The organism is Acinetobacter sp. NIPH 284 (assembly GCF_000369425.1).
Classification (GTDB): domain Bacteria; phylum Pseudomonadota; class Gammaproteobacteria; order Pseudomonadales; family Moraxellaceae; genus Acinetobacter.
This window is the reverse complement of record NZ_KB850011.1, coordinates 947910-966233: the sequence shown is the minus strand read 5'-3', so window position 1 is coordinate 966233 and position 18324 is coordinate 947910. Positions and strand designations below refer to the sequence as shown.

Genomic DNA, 18324 nt, shown 5'->3' with positions numbered 1-18324 from the left:
AAAAATGGATTTAAGAGGGGGAATTATTCTATAATCACGTAATGTTATTTAAAATTAATTAGTTATGATAATAAGAGTTTTGAGTTTAGCTATCATTTTTATACTTATCAATGGATGCCAAGAGACATCATCAACGATAAACAAGAATGAAGAGGATATGGTAAGAAATCAATTGGAAGAGGCTGATAAAAAAATTTCAATATATTTGGATATCTTGGATGATGAGAAAAAAGCAAAAGAAGAAAAGACAAAAATTCTCTGTAAGGATTATCCTGAACTATATGAAACCCAGTATATGCCCGCTTTACTTAAGCTTTCGCCTAATGACTATACTCAGGAATATTTAAAGGCCGACTTTAAAAAGGTGACGGATTACTACAAAAAGAAATTGTTGATTCAATGTGATTAAAATGAACAAGCTGATACTAATTTTATTATTTATCCCAATCAACCTGTATGCTAATCAAGAGTGTAATGTGGTCGAAGAACTGGCCATGAATGTGATGAGGGAACATCAGAGAAATGTGCCCAAGCAGTATTTTGAAAAATATATTGCTGAGGAAATTAAGAGTAACCCTATCAGTTCTTTGTACCAGATGATAGTTGAAGACGCTTATGCTGAACCTGTGAAAATGACAGACTTGGGTAAGGAACAGGCTGTTCGGAGTTTTGGTGAGAAATATAAAAATATCTGTGAGTCATCAAAAACTGAGGATAAATAATAATTCTGGGTATTAGGTAAATCGAATTCTTTTAGATGTTGGCATTAAAAAAGAACCCTATTTTAGGTAGGATTCTTTTTAGCATTTTTGATACTGAACAGGGGTTAACTACTTAACGGAATGATTCGGTATCCTTTAAATATAGAACAGTATGTTTGAATCGCCTTGGCAGCCAACATTGCCTCGGATGAATCTCTCGCGGTTAAGTGCAGGTAAGCAGCATAGCCATGGTCCTTTTCTACAGCAACTAGGCCATATCCAGAACGGGTAATATCAGGACTGACAGCGTAGTTATAAACGATACGTAGCGTGTTGGGCGTTTTAGAGTTAAATTTTGTGCCCCGTAGATCTGTAATTAAGTTGCCAATTTTATTATTTTTTTGACTATTAAAAGAGCTCTGTATGGATTTCAGATATGCTTTGGAATGATGCTCAGGCTCAGAGTACTCATAACTTTTGCTTTTAGGCAGATCAGGATTACTTATCAGGATATTGTAGATTTTTCTGGATGAAGTATCTGTACCTGAAAGTTTATCAAGCTCATATTGCAAATCTGCTTTATGAGACTGTAGATCAAGTATTCCAGACTTTAACACTTCCACTTCCTGATTTTTTGTTTCAAGTTGCAGTTTAAATTGGTTTTCCATATCCGAAACATATTCCAGATAATCCTTTAACTCAGACTCTTTGCTGTCTACCTTATTAATCATTGCGTCTTTCTGGGATTCTGAAGTAACCAGCTTATTGTTTAAATTAGACATTTCCTGATTTAGACCATCCAGTTTTTTGGAAAGGTCTAGTTCTTTATTTTTACTGGCAGCATAAAGACTTTCCAAAGCAGCCAGCTCATTTTTTGCTGAGTTAAACTCTTCCATAAAGCTACTGTTGTTAGAGATATTCTGCTCTAAGTCCTTATTTTGCTTGTCTAACTTTTCTAGAATATTTCGTTGATGCTCCAGGGACTTTTGTAGCCTTTCTTTTTCTTCAGTATTCATTCTGTTTTGTGTTTCAAAAGACTGGATTTTATTTAACAAAGCAATCCTGTCTTGATGGATTTCACTTAATTCCAATCCTAGGGTATTGATCCTATTTGTGTATTCTAGCTTTTCATTATTAAGAATTTTAAGATTTTCAGTGGATTCCTTATGAAGTTTGCTGAAGTCTGCTTTTATCAACTCACTTTCATCATGCATGCTTCTAAGAGTTTTTTCTTTATTGATGATTTCCTCTTGAAGATTTTTAATTGAATGGTTGAATCCAATGTTCTTGAATAGAAGGGTAAGAATATAGCCCAGCAAACCCAAGGCAATTATCCAGATCGGGAGTATCGGATAAAAACGCCCCCATGCCACATATTTGGCAAAAGTGTATGGAGTCATTTCACCAAAGGTGGAGGGTAGACCATTAACACGTGCACGGAATGCTTCAGAATAATCAAGTATCGAGAAGAACATGGCATTAAAGGAAGACTTATATAGATTCTGGTGGCGTGTCAGCTTGGAAAGGGTAACTACAGGCCTGCTATCAAACTCAGTGAAAGTTTTGGACACAGAAACATTTTCCCTATCATCTTTATGTCTTTCATTGTCCCAGACCTGAATAACTTGGTGTTCGGAATTTGTAAGTTGAACAGAGCCTCTTGGATTTAGATGTTCAAGGCTTTTAACGAAATTTTGGTAACAGTCCTGTTGGGTGGAATATTTAAGACAAACTTTATTTGTTTCAGATTTGGCTTCCAATAAAAGTTCAAATCCACCGATCCTATTTTTTTCCTGAATATCGTAATACCTTTGCTGATTAAAGTAGGTCACATAGAAAATTATCAGTAATGTAATGATGAGACACAGCAATGATATTGAGTATTTCTTGATCATTCTATTCTACAAAAATATTAAAGTTGTCTTTATTATAACTTTATGAAATTTAAAGAATAAAGTAAATTCAGATAAAATATGAATATTCAAAATGCCATTTAAATCCCCTCTGAAAGTAAAAGGATCTAAAAATGGAATTTTTTCTTAAAATATAGGCAGGAGATTCTGTATGAAAACATCTAAATTCACTGACGGCCAGATCATGTCCATTGTGAAACAGGCAGAGTCTGGGATATCTGTCGCTACACTTTGTCGTGAACATAGCATTGTCCTGTGGTCATATTGAGCTTGTTTTTAAATTAAAGCCTGTATGTTTTATATACTTTGAAGTACTTCAATCTGTTCATTAATTTTCTTTCCTACCCAAAAACCTGTCCTACCTGCAATAATCAGAATTAGAGGATCTGATGATTTTAGGTTTTTATGCCAACTGCTATAATCCGTCATAGATGGTTTGGGTTCATCTTCTGGATGTGTGTGCCACTCACCTAAGTAGTGCCATTCACCATTACTTTTTTTGAAAGCATTATCAACAGCCTTTTGGTGATGCTTACTCACACGATCTACCATGAAACGACTTCTAATGTCCCAACGACTAGGCTCAGTTAGCGTCTTAATAACGATATGAACACCTCTACGCTCACCAATAAGTACTCCAGCACTTTCTTGACTAGAATCACTTAATTGACGGTACGATACCAGTATATTGGCAACATCAGTGGAGATCACAACTAGGGACCGATCCTGAGCTTGGAACACAAGTTCTTTATCAATCATTACAGATGTTGCAGAAAGCTTGTTTTCTAATCCAAGTCGGCTTTTTAGTACGACTGCCCATGAAGATATGTTCTTTATAATTCCAATCTCTTTCATGCTCCAAAGTTGATAAAACTGCTTCTTGAATTAATGCTGACGTCATCACACTGACTGCTGCATCATATGGCGTGTATGTATTACCGCATGAGACTTTCTTTTGATTCACAGCTAATAAATTCTCAAAACGTCTGTCAACACCATTTTTATAAAAAGCTATATCACCACATAGACAGTTATAGCAACCATCCAAGCTATCTATAAAGACCTTTGAAGCAAGGCCATTACCGTCATTGAACCCATGGATAATGATTGGTTTTTTTGTGCCATCAATTTGACGAACCAAATAAGCTAGACGTTTTGAAACAGGTGCACGACCTGTAGCATCAATAACAATATCATATAACGACAGATATGATTTTAAGAGAGGGAATCCAAACTTGTATGATTCGATGTTGGTTGCAAGATGAGTTGAATTCTCAAGCCTATTTTTAAGTGCTTCTGATTTGTATTTACCAAAATCACTGCTACTTAATGTGTGACGACTAAAATTGTGTGGACCATACTTGTCATGATCATATAAATCTAAGCTTTTGGTTCCCATGCCAGCACCAGCACGAATCAATAGCTCAGCCACATACCCACCAATCGTTCCACAACCAATTAGTGCGATTTTCTTGGTGCGTAGATCTCCAATCTCAGGTCGAGATCGGTTCCGAGAAAGAATTGAGTCTTTATCCGCTTTTACAAATGAAATTCGTTGAAATTTGTTGAAAGCGTACTTACCTGTAAGGACCGAATTTGCTCGTCCTAAGTCAAGTTTACGACCACCTTTTCCTTTTTTTCTAGAATTAGCATAGGTCGTAAACTGTACCGCTGTTTGGTTCAGTTCAAATATTACCCCGAATGTATCTTGCTTATCTACCTCCAAAACAATCAGATGATGTTTATAGGGATGTTCTACAAAATACTTTATCAGATGTGCCTTAGCATTATGATCTACGAGAGATAGCCACCTGAGTAAGGCTTTTGCATCTTTAGGAGGCCAATGTACTCCAGAAAGTCGTGTTGGTCTAACTTTGAGAATGAATATATTGAGCTTTTGGGAGTCAAATTCCTTGAGATCTCTCTGGCTAAACCATTTCTCTTGATTATCTTTGTCTTGTGTCCCAAACAAAATAGATTCAAGGCGATCAGATCCATCAGTAGATATATTTTGAGTTAGATAGGCTACTTTGCCATTCAGTATGTTTAAATTTGAAAGAGCATAGGTTGCTTTCTCAGCTTTCCAATACGCTACAAACTCACCCTCCAATTCAATTTGGTCTATATGACCATTTCTTAATGATTTGATGGAGTTGTCTAAGGTTATCTGGATCTGAATATCTACAGTCTTATACAGATTGCCAATATCATTCGGATCCCAATCTGCTTCGAGTTGTTCTACATAGCAAAGATAATCACCATTATTGACATGCGGAAGCAGAACATCATCAAGTTGTTCAGGTTTGCTGATGATGTGCGCCTGCGGTAAGATTGTATATGCGTCATAGCCAAGCTCTAACGCAATAGTAAAAACACCCTCAGATGTAGAATATTCTTTAATGTATACAAGGGATTTATCGTCTACGTCAGCTAAAGCTTCATATTTTTGACGTTGCTTGATGGCTAGGTGTTGATACCCGCAATCAAGCATTACTGAATGTAATTCAGACACTCAATCAACCACTTTTCATTGAAGTGCTGATAATGGCAGCTTGTTTAGCTTTGAGTGGAGTGCTTTCGTAAGCTGGAGCAGCTGTCTGAGACACAATAAGACTTAAATCCTGAACACGGTTGCCATATTCACTATTTAGAATGTTCAAAGCATCTTGTTTGGTATGAGCTGCGTATGCAGCTTCAAGTGAAACTACCAGTTCTTTTAACTTCGTTATAACTTCTGTATGCCTTTGTTCATGTTCATAAATAGGTGGGAACAACGGACGTTCATCGTTTGAATCAGGACTTTCTACACCATTGCGAAAAGTATCAGGAAGCTTTCTTGCAACCGTCAGCATCAATAATCCGAAATTTTTAGGGTCTACAGAAGTACGATCCAAAATATCTACAACTGCTGCCATCAATGAAATGGATGACGGACCATTGCTTTCTTTCCAATCACCAGCATCACGCCAAGCTTTAAGAATACGGCATACTTTTCGTAAATGCTGACCTGTACGTTGGCAAGCGTCTTGGAACCATAAATGAACATCTTTAGGATCACTTTTAATCCATTTTGCATCGTCCTTACGTACTGCTAGATTTACACAGTCTGTCTCAAGTTGATCATAGAGTGCATGGTCGGCAGTTGAAAGTCCATCATACATTTCGGCAAAGATTTGAGAATTCGCAGCCTTTCGTAACAGAACCTCTTTTTCCAAGAACTTTTCATATGGAATCGCATACATTGGTACGTCAATATGAACACTTCTTGTAGGTATCTTAATGCGACCACATGTCTCCTTAGCTTCAAATGACCATCCATGACGTTCAACAGCCAAAGATTTAAGTGAGGCATCTACCAATAGCAATAAAAGTTGATGCCCAATTGCTGGTTTATCTTCAAAGAACTGCATTGGTAGGTATGTACCATCATCAATATCCATTTCTTGTGTAAGCTTATATGGACGATTCAAAGTGTCATACATGAAGCTACCTTGAGTCCAAAAACGTGGGCTTAGCTTCAAGAATTCTGTTTTTAGATCTTCCGACAAATCCATAATCAGTTCAGATAGAATCTTTTGATCATCTGGTGATAGATATTTAAAATTTGTACCTACAAACTCGGCACGAAATGATAGAGCTGTGTAGTAAAGCTTAGATGATTTCACAAGCTGTTTGGCTTCATCAAAAACATCCCGTGTGCGTTCACGTACGATCTGACGTAAAGCTTTAAGAGATTCTTTCTCACCATCCGAAAGGAGTAGCTGACCAATCAAACCAGTATCACGATTGGTATAGTAACTGTGAAAATTCCAGGTCATGCTGCATCCCCTTGTGATGGTGTATCCGCTGTAAATGGTTTAACTGATTTGAGAAAGAATTTTCGCAATTCAGGATCTTCGGTATAGCGTTCAGCCCCTAATTTCTTACCCATCCCACGAAGTGCATCTAGACTGCTAGAAGTTGCGTTATCCAAAGTGATTTCAGATGCTGCTTCATTTGGTATGGTTGCATCAATTTCAACATAGTTTTTTTCAATATTGTGTGCTTTAAACTCACGTAACAGCATAAAACGCTGTAGATGTTGGTTAGCCGTCATAGTAGTCAATACTATGCGTTCGCCCATATTCCATAGCCCCAAATAACCTTTACCACATTTTTTAGAAAGTGTATCTGGACTGATACAGTAATCTTCACTCAACGTGCCTATATTCAAGACTTTCACATCTTTAGGCTCAGCATCAGGGAAATCAGCTTTCATATCGATTAAAACTTCACGAATACCAACAAAACTTGGATTATTTGCTACCATTCCGCCATCAGCAAAGTAATGACCTAATTTTTCAATATAATGAGGTTTGAAATAGGTTGGCGCAGCTGATGTTGCCATTGCTGCATCAATCAGTCGAATTTCACGATCAAAGGTGAACATCGGATTATGGGGCGTTTTAAAAAATTTCGGTCTTCCTGTAGAAAGGTTTACTGAAGTAATCATTACCCGTTTATTCAGATCTTCAAATTTAATCGTATCGCCAATCATACTTTTAACTGTTTCATACAGTGGTTCACTTTCATAGATTGAGCGACGTAGGAGATGCCACCATCTTTTTTGTTTAAATCGTTTTAATGGAAAAATATGCTGTGCATTTTCCTCGAAAGCTTGTTTTAACTCTCGTGCACTTTTTCCACTTGCTAAGCCAAGTGCCAAAATACCACCGATAGATGTGCCTGTGATTAGGTCAAAATAATCACCGATTTTCACGTTTTCACGTTTTTCACGTTTCTCAATGATTGATTCAAGCTCGGCAAGTAGAGTAATAGTAAATAAACCACGCACACCACCACCATTTAAGGCTAAAACTTTAATCTGTTCAGGTTGTTCTGCTACTTCGTTATTACTTTCTGTTGTCATTTCAATCTTTGTTTTATGTTGATTGCTAATATCTTGTGATGGGTAGTAATTATTCAAGATTGATCATGTAAGTAAATATTTCTGTATATATGGTCACATATTTTTTAAATGTGAAAAGTGTAATAAATGCCGAAGATATAGGTGGTGACAAAATGAGTATAAATTACTCAATGTCCAAGAACGTCTAAATGAAGCACAAAAGAACGGATTTAAAACTGTAGTTATTCCTAAAATGAATCAGCTAAAACAACCTATAGACTCTATGAAAGTGATTGCTGTGGAATATTTATACCAAGTCTTACAGATTGTTTTTGAAAATGATGCTTTGGTTGTAAATTAAGCGACAGTAAAAATCCTTTGGTTCAACGTATGTTATGCTTTTATCTCATCATGGATAAAGCAATGGATTAAGTTGTTGTACCAAATTCACAAAGATAGATGCTTATCTGCTTTTAGGTGTTTTTATGAGTAATGAAATAGCAATTGAAACATATCAGTCATTGTTAGATGAGATAAGAAATACAATACAACAAACACGGTTACGAACAGCACTTTCTGTAAATGCTGAAATGATATTGCTTTATTGGCAAACAGGAAAAATGATAGCTGAACGCCAGCAACAGGAAGGTTGGTCAGCAAAGGTCATCCCACGACTTGCAGCAGATTTACGACATGAATTTACTAGCCTAAAAGGTTTTTCAGAACGAAACCTGAGTAGGATGTTAGCTTTTTATAAAGAATATCAAGAAGATGAAATTTTGCCACAGCCTGTGGCGAAATTGCCGTGGGGGCACAACATTTTATTGATGGAAAAAATTAAAGATAAAGAAATTCGCCATTGGTATATGCAACAAACCATTGAAAAAAATTGGTCAAGGGATTTATTGCTGAATGCCATCAAAATGGACATGTACAGTCAAACTCAGACACAATTAAAATCGAACAATTTTAACACCACACTTCCTGCAACTCATGCAGACTATGCCAATGAGATATTCCAAGATCAGTATAATCTTGGTTTTTTAGGAATCACAGAACCCATCAAAGAGCTGGAACTGGAAAGACGTTTGATCGAGAAGATCAAATATTTCATATTGGAGCTTGGTAAAGGCTTTACCTTTATTGGTAATCAGTATCGATTGGAATATAACGGTAAAGAATATTTTGTAGATATGCTTTTCTTTCATCGTGGCTTGCGAAGCCTTATTGCGATTGAATTAAAGATAGGAAGTTTTAAAGCGGAATACGTTGGTAAAATGAACCTATATCTATCGTTGCTTGATAGGCTAGAAAAAGATGAGAACGAAAATCAGTCTATTGGTATAATTCTTTGTGCTGATAAAGATCATTTAGATGTGGAAATTGCCTTGCAGGATGTGGGTAAACCTATTGGGGTAGCCGAGTATCAACTCCTATTACCTAAAGATAAACTGCAAACTTTAGTATCCAATGAATTAAAAAAATTTGAGTTGATTGATGATGAGCAAGGTGACGGTGGTGCTTAATGGATAGTTATCAGGCTATTCACAGCAATTTAATTTAGAATGAACAAGGATTGAGCAAACAAGTGGGTGGAGTTTTGAAGTAGTAAAAATAGTAGTAAAAAACTGAATTTGTATTTTATTTATTTATATTAATCAAGTAATTATGATTTTAATGTGACTATCACCGCTTCCGCCAAATATTTAAATAAGCCCTTGTTGTTACAAGGGCTTTTTTTTATCTATGTGTTTACCCCTCAACCTACCCCTCATCAAACTTTGGATTTAATTACATTTGATAGGTGATCCTAGACAGTATCGTGGACAACAAATCCCTCTAAATTCTTAAAATATTTCTTCTCAAAGGCTTCAGGGCTTAACCAGCCATTTGCAGAATGTCTTCTGACCCGATTGTAATAAATCTCAATATAGTCAAACAAGACAGCATTCGCTTCTTTTCGAGTAGCAAACACACTGCCATGGACCACATGACCTTTCAATGTATGAAAGAAGCTTTCAGTCACTGCATTATCCCAACAGTTTCCACGTCTAGACATACTCTGATTACAATCATTTGTCAGTAACAGCGCTCTAAAATCACGACTACAGTACTGTGAACCTTGGTCCGAATGAACCATAACACCAGTTGGATAACCCTGACGAGCCATTGCATAGTTAAACGTATCACACACCAACTGGCGGTCTATTCGATGGCTGGTTTGCCACCCCACGATACGACGACTAAATAGATCCAGCATCACACATAAATACAGCCAACCTTGCTTGGTACGGATATAGGTAATATCCGTTGTCCAAACCTTGTTAGGCTGAATGACTGTAAATTGACGCTCTAACAGATTGGGTGCTGTAGGCAAACGATGGTTTGAATCAGTCGTATGCTTGTATTTACGCGCAATCCTGCTGCGTAAACCCAGATTTTTCAGCATTCTTCCAACAGTGCGTTCACTCATGCTGTAACCTAAATAATGCATGTCATGTACCAATGAAGGTGCACCCAATCGTGCATGATGCTGCCAATATACGGCTTTTAAATCATTATATTTCTCTACCGTATTGGCCTGACGTTTTCGCCAGGCATAATAGCCTGAAGTGCTGACACCTAGGTATTTACAGGCAGAAGATACCGTGACTTCATTCATATCTAGATCTTGAATTACCGTGTACTTTTCTTGGCATGATCTGTTAGAAAGTACACATGCGCTTTTTTTAAGATGTCATTGGCTTCCTTGAGCTGTTTGACTTCTTTCTCTAATTCCAAGATCCGCTGTTGTTCTGGTGAAAGTTGACGTTTGCTTGAACCCACTGGATTGGTTTCACGAATCCATTTGTCTAAAGTTGAATAACCCACACCTAATTTCTGGGCGATTGCAGCTATAGGCTCGTGTGAGTTTGAAAGTGCATAATCAATTGCTTGCTGTTTAAATTCAGGACTAAAACGTTTGGCCATTTCTTGGATCTCCAAAGTTAACATTACGTTATCTTTAGAGGGAAGTACTGTCCATTATTTTGGCTAGGATCAATGTCTTATTACTTAATATGATCATTACTGATCAGAGAACTTTCTTGAGTTTGATAAATTCAGTTTGATTTAAGCTAATTCAGTTAACTTAAAAATACGCTAAAGCCGTACAAGTATAGTTACACCTTTCGCCACATTTCCAGATGTGGCTTTTTTTAATCTGGTTAACTTTAATGATCCAATACTGTAAATATTCTGTTCCGTTTACGATGGTTTGTTTAAGTCAAAAAATTTTGATCTCTGAGTAGCCTAAGCAAGGTTACATCCTAAAAAGACTGCTCTCGTATAAAACGAATTATATAAAATTGTAGATCAATCACTTATGTTTTAAGGGAGATTAAATTTCTCCCTTATTTAGATCATTTTCTTATACTACTTCATCTTAAAAAATCACAAATTTTTCATCTATAACATCTTAATATCATCCAAATATTTAAATTGTGATAACAGATGATTGATCGTCATCTATTGCATGAATTTTTGAGTTTAATTCTAAAAAATAAGGATGATTTTGTGATTCAGACAGCTCAATATCTCGATGGTGATATATCTAGAATTATTGAAATGGCTTGGGAAGACAGAACCCCATTTGAAGCGATCTCTCGTGAATATGGTTTGAATGAATCAGCTGTAATCCGACTTATGCGGCTTCATTTACAAACCAATAGCTTTAAGCTTTGGCGGAAGAGAGTAAGTGGACGTAAGACAAAACATTTGCAATTGCGTTCGCCTGAAGTGTCTCGTGGTTACTGCTCACGCCAATACAAGCATCATTGAATAAGATCAGTGACAAATTAGAAGCTTTCATTCATAACCAATTCTACAGTATAGATTTTATTTATATAGATCAATTGAATATCACTAAGGTAAAGTAATGTCTAATTTATCAATTGCTTATATTTTTCAACAACAGCAGCTTTTAGTGGATCAAGATTTCCAACTTCCTCAAGTCGAAAGATTGCATAACGATCTGGCGTTATCAAGTGATTATAAAGTGATTGCTCGAGATTTATGTGAAAATGAAACCATTCCTGAAGGATTCGATTTTGTACCGATTCGTCAATTAGTACAGTTTTGGAATAAGACGCAATTTGAGCAAGCAAGTCGAGCTGTTCAATTACTTGAATGGCGACGTAATCATCAGTTTTGTGGTCGATGCGGAACTAAAACTATCCAGAGCATTGAGCAGTTTGCGATGGTTTGCTCAAGTTGTGGCTATACACAATATCCAAAAGTGAATCCATGTGTCATTACGATTATTACACGTGGTGATGATGAAATACTACTCGCAAAAAATGCACGAAATAAAACGAAAATGTATAGTTTGATCGCGGGTTTTGTTGAGGTAGGGGAAACATTAGAAGATGCCGTTCGACGTGAGACACTTGAGGAAGTAGGCCTACATATTAAAAATATAAAATATTTGGCAAGTCAGCCTTGGCCATTTCCAAGTAATTTGATGGTTGCATTTAAAGCAGATTATCACGCGGGTGAAATTGAATTACAGCAAGATGAGCTTAGTGATGCTCAATTTTTTAAATTTGATCAACTTCCAGAAATCCCATTTAAAGGCAGTATTGCCTATGCCATGATCATGCATATCATTCATGGTACAGCAGTCGCTGATGATACGAGTGAATGGTTATAATCTTGTATTGATTCACTTAATAGCATTATTTGGGCGGATTAAGCCAATTTTATAATTCAGATATCCGAGTATTTTATGCTGAATTTTTCATAAAATACTTTGAGATTAAACATGGAAATAATTAGAGTTGTATTTACTCATGAATTTATGATGAATGAAATTGAGAATGATTGCTTTTATTTGGTGTTAAATGATATTTATTTTTAGTTTTTGATATTTAAACTATTTTTTAAAAATTAATTTAAATTTAAGATCACTTTTATAATGTAATAGAATGTTTTTATATATTTTGAAATATGAATTTTAATGTCGGGGTGGTATGAAAAATAAATATCCTTTTCCTGTAATGACAGTGCATTGGTTAACGTTTCTTCTTGTCGTACTTGCTTATATCACTGGCGGAGATCCAACAGTGCATCTAAAAAGTGGGGAACTGCATGTTTTTGCTGGAGTCTCAGTATTTCTGTTATTTTTCATCAGAATTATAATGATTTCTATTTATAAAAAAGATCTCCCACACAATAAGCCGATGAGTAAATATCAGAAAACATTATTTTTAATGGTGAAACATACACTTTATTCATTGTTATTTTTAATTCCTGTATTTGGTTGGTTTACTTTATCTGGATTAACCGAAAGTTATCAGTTATTTGGAATGAATTTACCTTTAATAAGTAATTCATGGAACGTAGAAATAATTGGTGAAACGCATGAGTTTCTTGGAAATTTTTTCATGGTGCTTATAGGTTTACATGCATTAGCTGCCTTAATTCATCATTATGTATTTAAAGATAATGTTCTGAAAAGCATGCTTTATTTTAAAAAATGAACCAAGAGCTTAAAAGATTATGATTGAATCAAATATTGATCTTGAGTCGAGAGCAAAAGCTGCTTCCAAATCAACGTGGATAAGTGTTGTTGTTAATTTCTTTTTGTCGATTGGACAGATATTGATTGGTATTTTTTCAAAATCACAAGGTCTAGTTGCAGATGGTATTCATACTTTAAGTGATTTAGTTGCGGATTTTATTGTATTGGTGGCGAACCGTCATAGCCAAAAAGCACCTGACGATGCACATCCATATGGTTATCTTCGTTTTGAAAATGCAGCATCTTTTATACTTGGTCTGATCTTATTCATTGTTGGTGTTGGTATGTTATGGACGGCAACGCATAAGATCCTTCATCCCGAACAAATTCCCAAAGTTCACAGTATGGCGCTTTGGGTTGCAATAACAGCCTTGATCTGTAAAGAACTTTTGTTCCGCTATATGCTTGCTATTGCCAAAAAAGTAAAATCAAGTTTATTGATTGCAAATGCTTGGCATGCACGTTCAGATGCAGCATCTTCTTTTGTTGTTGCCTTAGGGATTTTAGGTAATCTCGCAGGATATCCAATTCTTGACCCAATCGCAGCCTTAATTGTCGGTTTAATGATTGCCAAAATGGGGTTTGAGTTTAGCTGGACGGGTTTACATGATTTGATGGACAAGTCAGCGAACGAAGATGAAATAGCTGCGATCAAAGCAACTTTGTTGAAGAAAGATGGGATACTAGGTCTGCATCAACTGAGAACACGTAAAATGGGTGACATGATTATTGTCGATGTTCATTTGGAAGTCAGTGGCGAACAAAGTGTCAAAGAAGGACATAGAATTGCAGTAGAGGCGAGAAATGAAGTCCTTAAAAATCATAATGTCATTGATGTGGTCACTCATATTGATCCAATATAGTGAGGCATTGAAAATGCAAAGGCATCTAGAATAAATTATATTCAAGATGCCTAGATTTGGATGATTTATTTAAGATATTCAATCAGTTTATCAGCTTCAATTTCCCCTTGAACGCGTAAACTTTTTAATTCATTACCATTATTGTCGATAAAAATGAGTGCAGGTGGGCCATACAAATGAATGGCTTGTAGCCATTCTTTTTGTACTTGACTACTTTCGCTCATATCAAAACGAATTCTTTTATATTTCGAAAATGCTTCAATCACACGGCTATCGCGAAACGTTGAACGTTCCATGACTTGGCAAGCAGCGCACCAATCGGCAGATACATCGATTACAACAGTCTGTTTATTTTGTTTGGCTTGATCTAATAAGGCTTGTAAAGCTTGCGGTTGGCTCACTGTTTCAAAGATGACATTCGCTGGTTTAGTGGTATCGGGTGATACTGCCGTATGGCTTAAAGCAGCAAGTGGGTGTAATGGATCATCTTGGCCTGTTGCAGCACCGATCCATAAAAATAGCGCTAATACGCTAAGCCCAAGACCAAATGCTTTGACTAAGCGATCTTTATGGTTTTTTGCTTGTTCAAAAGCACCTAACCAAACCCCATAGCCTCCAAGTAAGGCACCCCACATCCATAGCGTTACACTTCCTGTCCAAACGCGAGATAGTAACCAAATTGCGACAGCGATTAATCCAACACCAAAAATACTCTTGATTTGCTCCATCCAGCTTCCAGAGCGTGGCAATAATTTAGCACTTGTGGTACCTAGGACAATTAATGGAATTCCCATACCTAGTCCTAAACTAAATAATGCCATTCCACCAAGTAAAGCATCACTAGTAGCACTGATATAGACCAATACACCCGCTAAAGGCGCAGAAACACAGGGCGAAACAACAAGTGCTGAAAGTGCGCCCATCAGTGCAACCGAACCAATGCGTCCACCTTTTTGTTGTTGAGAGAATCGATCTAATTTGTTTTGAACAAAATGCGGGAGTTGTAGGGTGTATACACCAAACATGCCGAAAGCCAAAACAATAAATAAAATAGCAAAGCTGATAAGTACCGCTGGTGATTGTAGCCATAATTGAAGATTTGCTTTCGCACCGAAATACCCCATGAGTGTTCCCATGATGGCATAACACACCGCCATGCCCAGTACATAAGCAAGGGACAGCTTAAAACCTCTCCATCCTGTTAATCGCTCACTTTTTTCACCCGCAATCAAACCTGAAAGAATCGGCATCATGGGAAATACACAAGGTGTAAATGCAAGACCTGCACCTAAGACTAAAAGTGTTAATAAAATGAGTGGCACACTCGCATGATTTAAAAATGCAGCAAGACTCGAGGCGTTATTCAGATCGTAATTCTCATCTTTATTTTTTACAGGACTTATGGTTTCTATATGGTTGTCGGGCTTTTTAATACTAGTTGCAGAAACCAATTTTAATCCTTTGGGATGAATGGTGAGTACTTCATCTACAGGTGGAAAGCATAAGCCACTATCAGCACAACCTTGGTAACGCAATTTGATTTGGACTGTTTCTGGTTGGCTACTACCTAAATGGGTAATACCAACTTTCATTGTTGCAGCATCATGAAATACAGCCACACGTCCAAAATTAGGATCTTGTTTCCATACCATATGACCAGCAAGTTCGCTTGTATCTATCGTCACATCTTTTGGTGTGAAGACTTCTACATGAATTCGATCTCGATACAAACTGTAATTGGGTGCAATCGTCCATTTCAAATTTAGTGCAGCTTGATTTTGATCTGGTTGTACTTTTAATGAAAATGCTTGTTCAACAGGCAAAAAGCTATCTTGAGTTGTATCCACAACTTTCGAGAAATCAGGTGTAGCTGCATTCACGATTTGCAGTGATAAAAAACCTAAAATTAAAACAATAAAAATATGCAGTGTAGATCTATAAACATCTTGAATCGGATTGAAGAACGGTCTCATCCAGACATCCCCTAATTTCATTTATACGGACGTACATTTTTTGATGGATGAAGCGTACTGAAGTTAATCACAACTTGCCTTAACACTTGCTTAAGCCATTGTTGGATTGTCTTAAGCAAGTGTTAATGTTTGACCGATTGCATTTCATTAGTCTATGAGCTGAGGAAAATGTGGAGTCCGTCGATGGCTTGGGAAAAACAAACGTTAGCAAAAATAAAATGGCGAATTGCAGTTTTAGCATTACTTAGTTGTGGTGGTGCTTTTAGTGTCAGCACAATTCAGGCAGCAGAACCGTCAGCAGTTTCTGCGAACAATAAAATGTTGCCAGCGAGCGATATTAATTGGTCGAAATATGCAGGGAAAGTGGTTGTAATTGACTTCTGGGCCAGTTGGTGTGGCCCTTGTCGAGAATCTTTTCCTTGGATGAAACAAATGCAAGCCAAGTACCGAAAAGATGGATTGGTTTTCGTAGGAATCAATGTAGACAAAGATCCTGCATTAGCGCTCAAGTTTATTCAGCAATATCAGCCTAATTTTGAAATTAGATTAGACCAACAAGGAAAGTTAGCCAGCCAATTTAAGGTACCAGGAATGCCTTCCACATTCATTCTTGGGCGCGATGGTCAGCCAGCAGCAAAACATCAAGGTTTCTTCAAGGCCAAAGAAGCCGAGTATGAGGCTGAGATTGTGCGCTTACTCTCCAATAAAAATACTTAAGCAGAGGTGAAATTTGAAATTTAGTTTAAAGATATTAACCAGTCTAGGCATCTTATTGCCGAGTCTGTTGTTATCCGCATGTAGTCATATGCCGACAAAGATGCAAACTTTAGGGGTTAAGCCTTGGGAGCGTGATATTTTGGCTCGTCCAGCGATGCAATTAGATGCTGCACCATTAGATGCTGCGTATGATGAACATATTTATTTTAGTAAAGAAGCAGCCAGTGGCGGTCGTGGTTTTGGTGGTGGAGGTTGCGGATGCAATTAACAAAAAAATCAGCACGCCACATTGCGCTTGCTTTGACTCAGGCTTCAACAGTTTTATTAAGTAGTCACGTTGCACATGCTGAAATGACTGCAACTTCTAGCAAAGAAAGTACAACTTCGCCTTTTAGTTTATCTAAAATCGTAGAGCCGGGTTGGAAAGTTGATACTGCGGTGTTGATGTACAAAGAAGCGGATAGTCGTGTTCAAGCCATCGAACCGAGTGTTCGTTTTGAAAAAGACTTTGGCGACCAACATATTTTATCTGGAAAAGTGGTTGTTGATTCACTCACAGGTGCTTCACCGAACGGTGCGACATCAGCCAATGTGCCACAAACTTTTACAGGCCCATCAGGTAATGCTGCGAAACCAACGCCAGCAAACCAATTACCCTTAGATGATGAATTTCATGATACCCGTGTTGCAGTATCCGCAAATTGGCAACAACCAATTGCACCAGATATGAAGCTGAATGTGGGTGGAAATGTCTCAAATGAGTACGATTTCAGATCAATCGGAGCAAATGCGAGCATTGCGAAAGACTTTAATGACAAGAATACCACTGTGTCATTGGGTGGCGCATTTGAGTATGACAGTATTGATGCTGTTGGTGGTGCGCCTGTACCTCTAACTCCACAATTGGATGGACAGAAACAACAAGGCACAAAGAGCAAGAATGTTTCTGATGTTTTACTTGGCTTAACGCAAGTAATTGATCGTCACTCACTGGTACAACTCAACTATTCATTATCGATGAGTAATGGATACCAAAACGACCCATATAAAATTTTGACGCTAGTCGATGCTAACGGCAATTTAATTGCTGATCAGGACTTTGCTGCAGGTAATAATTTCTACTTATTTGAAAATCGTCCAGAGAAAAGAACACGTCATAGCTTCTTTGGTGAATATAAATATGGGTTTGATCGTGGTGATGTTGCCGATGTCTCATATCGTTTTACCACAGATGACTGGGGCGTTAAATCACACACATTTGATGCAAAATATCGTTATGCGGTAAACGAGAAATATTTTGTAGAACCTCATGTTCGTTACTACACCCAAACGGCTGCTGATTTCTATCATAGCTACTTAAAAGTGGGTGATGGTATTGAACTGGATGCTCAAGGTGAACCGATTCCGACCGTACAATATGCATCGGCGGATAGCCGCTTAGGTGCGTTTGATGCAACGACCTACGGTGTTAAATTTGGGATGAATCTTGCAAATGACCGTGAGCTGAGTTTCCGTGTAGAACAATATGATCAGAAAGCCAAAGACCTAAAACCAATTGGTGGGAACTTGGCAGGACAAATTTTGCAACCAGATTTATCGGCAACTTTTGTTCAACTTGGTTATAGTTTTAAATGGTAATAATTTAATCTAAGCTGTTAAAACCTATTACTTTCGAGTGGTAGGTTTCATAATTTATATTGATTTAAACC

General features: G+C 37.1%; 17 protein-coding genes and 1 pseudogene. 11 read left to right on the top strand and 7 right to left on the bottom strand.

The annotated features are described in order from the left end of the window. Positions 1-79 precede the first annotated feature (79 nt). Positions 80-409 carry a hypothetical protein gene (locus F908_RS10605; RefSeq protein WP_228127626.1) on the top strand — a complete coding sequence of 110 codons (330 nt, stop codon included), beginning with the start codon at positions 80-82 and terminating at the stop codon, positions 407-409. Between the two features lies 1 nt (position 410). Beyond that, positions 411-722 carry a hypothetical protein gene (locus tag F908_RS10600; RefSeq protein WP_005161574.1) on the top strand — a complete coding sequence of 104 codons (312 nt, stop codon included), beginning with the start codon at positions 411-413 and terminating at the stop codon, positions 720-722. Between the two features lie 104 nt (positions 723-826). Here F908_RS10600 and F908_RS10595 read toward each other — a convergent pair whose 3' ends face one another. Then, a complete protein-coding gene (locus F908_RS10595; RefSeq protein WP_228127625.1) occupies positions 827-2533 on the bottom strand; it encodes a hypothetical protein in 1707 nt (568 codons plus the stop codon). Between the two features lie 232 nt (positions 2534-2765). On the opposite strand from F908_RS10595, the pseudogene F908_RS15685 reads away from it, so the two are divergent. Then, a pseudogene (locus F908_RS15685) lies at positions 2766-2864 on the top strand (transposase); the annotation flags it as partial. Between the two features lie 47 nt (positions 2865-2911). On the opposite strand, the gene F908_RS10590 reads toward F908_RS15685, so the two are convergent. Genes F908_RS10590 through F908_RS10575 form a run of 4 tightly spaced genes read right to left on the bottom strand, consistent with a single transcriptional unit; the run spans position 2912 to position 7523 of the window. Continuing rightward, the gene (locus F908_RS10590; RefSeq protein ID WP_228127624.1) at positions 2912-3355 is read right to left on the bottom strand and encodes a CBASS system CD-NTase/cGAS isopeptidase Cap3; all 444 of its coding nucleotides are present in this window, start codon (positions 3353-3355) and stop codon (positions 2912-2914) included. Between the two features lie 10 nt (positions 3356-3365). After that, positions 3366-5126, bottom strand: coding sequence for an E2/UBC family protein (locus tag F908_RS10585; protein WP_228127623.1), 1761 nt, complete (start codon positions 5124-5126; stop codon positions 3366-3368). Positions 5127-5130: 4 nt separating this feature from the next. Beyond that, positions 5131-6432, bottom strand: a complete 1302-nt coding sequence (locus F908_RS10580) for a CBASS cGAMP synthase (protein WP_005161563.1) — start codon at positions 6430-6432, stop codon at positions 5131-5133. Continuing rightward, positions 6429-7523 carry a CBASS cGAMP-activated phospholipase gene (locus F908_RS10575; protein WP_005161561.1) on the bottom strand — a complete coding sequence of 365 codons (1095 nt, stop codon included), beginning with the start codon at positions 7521-7523 and terminating at the stop codon, positions 6429-6431. The genes F908_RS10580 and F908_RS10575 overlap by 4 nt, the downstream gene beginning before the upstream one ends. 464 nt (positions 7524-7987) lie before the next feature. On the opposite strand from F908_RS10575, the gene F908_RS10570 reads away from it, so the two are divergent. Then, the gene (locus tag F908_RS10570) at positions 7988-9028 is read left to right on the top strand and encodes a PDDEXK nuclease domain-containing protein (RefSeq protein WP_005161559.1); all 1041 of its coding nucleotides are present in this window, start codon (positions 7988-7990) and stop codon (positions 9026-9028) included. Between the two features lie 284 nt (positions 9029-9312). Here the strand turns inward: F908_RS10570 and F908_RS10565 are convergent. Beyond that, a protein-coding gene (locus tag F908_RS10565; protein WP_136374631.1) for an IS3 family transposase occupies positions 9313-10472 on the bottom strand; the annotation gives its coding sequence in 2 pieces (ribosomal slippage) (positions 9313-10238 and positions 10238-10472; 1161 coding nt in all). 585 nt (positions 10473-11057) lie between these two features. On the opposite strand from F908_RS10565, the gene F908_RS10555 reads away from it, so the two are divergent. From F908_RS10555 to F908_RS10540, 4 genes are all read left to right on the top strand, one after another. Continuing rightward, positions 11058-11321 carry a TIGR03643 family protein gene (locus tag F908_RS10555; protein ID WP_034601686.1) on the top strand — a complete coding sequence of 88 codons (264 nt, stop codon included), beginning with the start codon at positions 11058-11060 and terminating at the stop codon, positions 11319-11321. 97 nt (positions 11322-11418) lie between these two features. Continuing rightward, positions 11419-12192, top strand: coding sequence for an NAD(+) diphosphatase (gene nudC / locus F908_RS10550; protein ID WP_005161545.1), 774 nt, complete (start codon positions 11419-11421; stop codon positions 12190-12192). 319 nt (positions 12193-12511) lie between these two features. Further along, entirely contained in the window at positions 12512-13021 is a 510-nt protein-coding gene (locus F908_RS10545; protein WP_005161542.1) for a cytochrome b, read from the top strand. Between the two features lie 19 nt (positions 13022-13040). Next, on the top strand, positions 13041-13925 hold the full coding sequence (locus F908_RS10540; protein ID WP_005161539.1) for a cation diffusion facilitator family transporter: 885 nt from the start codon (positions 13041-13043) through the stop codon (positions 13923-13925). 65 nt (positions 13926-13990) lie between these two features. Here the strand turns inward: F908_RS10540 and dsbD are convergent, their stop codons facing one another. After that, positions 13991-15898 (bottom strand): protein-disulfide reductase DsbD, encoded by a 1908-nt coding sequence (gene dsbD / locus F908_RS10535; RefSeq protein WP_005161532.1) that lies wholly within the window; start codon positions 15896-15898, stop codon positions 13991-13993. Between the two features lie 183 nt (positions 15899-16081). On the opposite strand from dsbD, the gene F908_RS10530 reads away from it, so the two are divergent. The 3 genes from F908_RS10530 to F908_RS10520 are packed head-to-tail and all read left to right on the top strand — an operon-like array spanning position 16082 to position 18253. After that, the gene (locus tag F908_RS10530; protein WP_005161529.1) at positions 16082-16615 is read left to right on the top strand and encodes a TlpA disulfide reductase family protein; all 534 of its coding nucleotides are present in this window, start codon (positions 16082-16084) and stop codon (positions 16613-16615) included. A 13-nt stretch (positions 16616-16628) separates the two neighbouring features. After that, positions 16629-16883: a DUF4266 domain-containing protein gene (locus F908_RS10525; protein WP_005161526.1), complete on the top strand. Its 255-nt coding sequence runs from the start codon at positions 16629-16631 to the stop codon at positions 16881-16883. Continuing rightward, entirely contained in the window at positions 16874-18253 is a 1380-nt protein-coding gene (locus F908_RS10520) for a DUF3570 domain-containing protein (protein ID WP_005161523.1), read from the top strand. The genes F908_RS10525 and F908_RS10520 overlap by 10 nt, the downstream gene beginning before the upstream one ends. The last annotated feature ends 71 nt before the right edge of the window (positions 18254-18324 follow it).

Bases quoted from the DNA above. Each gene is read 5' to 3' on its own strand.
- F908_RS10540 (WP_005161539.1), top strand. From the start codon at position 13,041: ATGATTGAATCAAATATTGATCTTGAGTCGAGAGCAAAAGCTGCTTCC.
- F908_RS10545 (WP_005161542.1), top strand. From the start codon at position 12,512: ATGAAAAATAAATATCCTTTTCCTGTAATGACAGTGCATTGGTTAACG.
- F908_RS10520 (WP_005161523.1), top strand. From the start codon at position 16,874: ATGCAATTAACAAAAAAATCAGCACGCCACATTGCGCTTGCTTTGACT.
- F908_RS10600 (WP_005161574.1), top strand. From the start codon at position 411: ATGAACAAGCTGATACTAATTTTATTATTTATCCCAATCAACCTGTAT.
- F908_RS10530 (WP_005161529.1), top strand. From the start codon at position 16,082: ATGGCTTGGGAAAAACAAACGTTAGCAAAAATAAAATGGCGAATTGCA.
- dsbD (WP_005161532.1), bottom strand. From the start codon at position 15,898: ATGAGACCGTTCTTCAATCCGATTCAAGATGTTTATAGATCTACACTG.
- F908_RS10570 (WP_005161559.1), top strand. From the start codon at position 7,988: ATGAGTAATGAAATAGCAATTGAAACATATCAGTCATTGTTAGATGAG.
- F908_RS10580 (WP_005161563.1), bottom strand. From the start codon at position 6,432: ATGACCTGGAATTTTCACAGTTACTATACCAATCGTGATACTGGTTTG.
- nudC (WP_005161545.1), top strand. From the start codon at position 11,419: ATGTCTAATTTATCAATTGCTTATATTTTTCAACAACAGCAGCTTTTA.
- F908_RS10575 (WP_005161561.1), bottom strand. From the start codon at position 7,523: ATGACAACAGAAAGTAATAACGAAGTAGCAGAACAACCTGAACAGATT.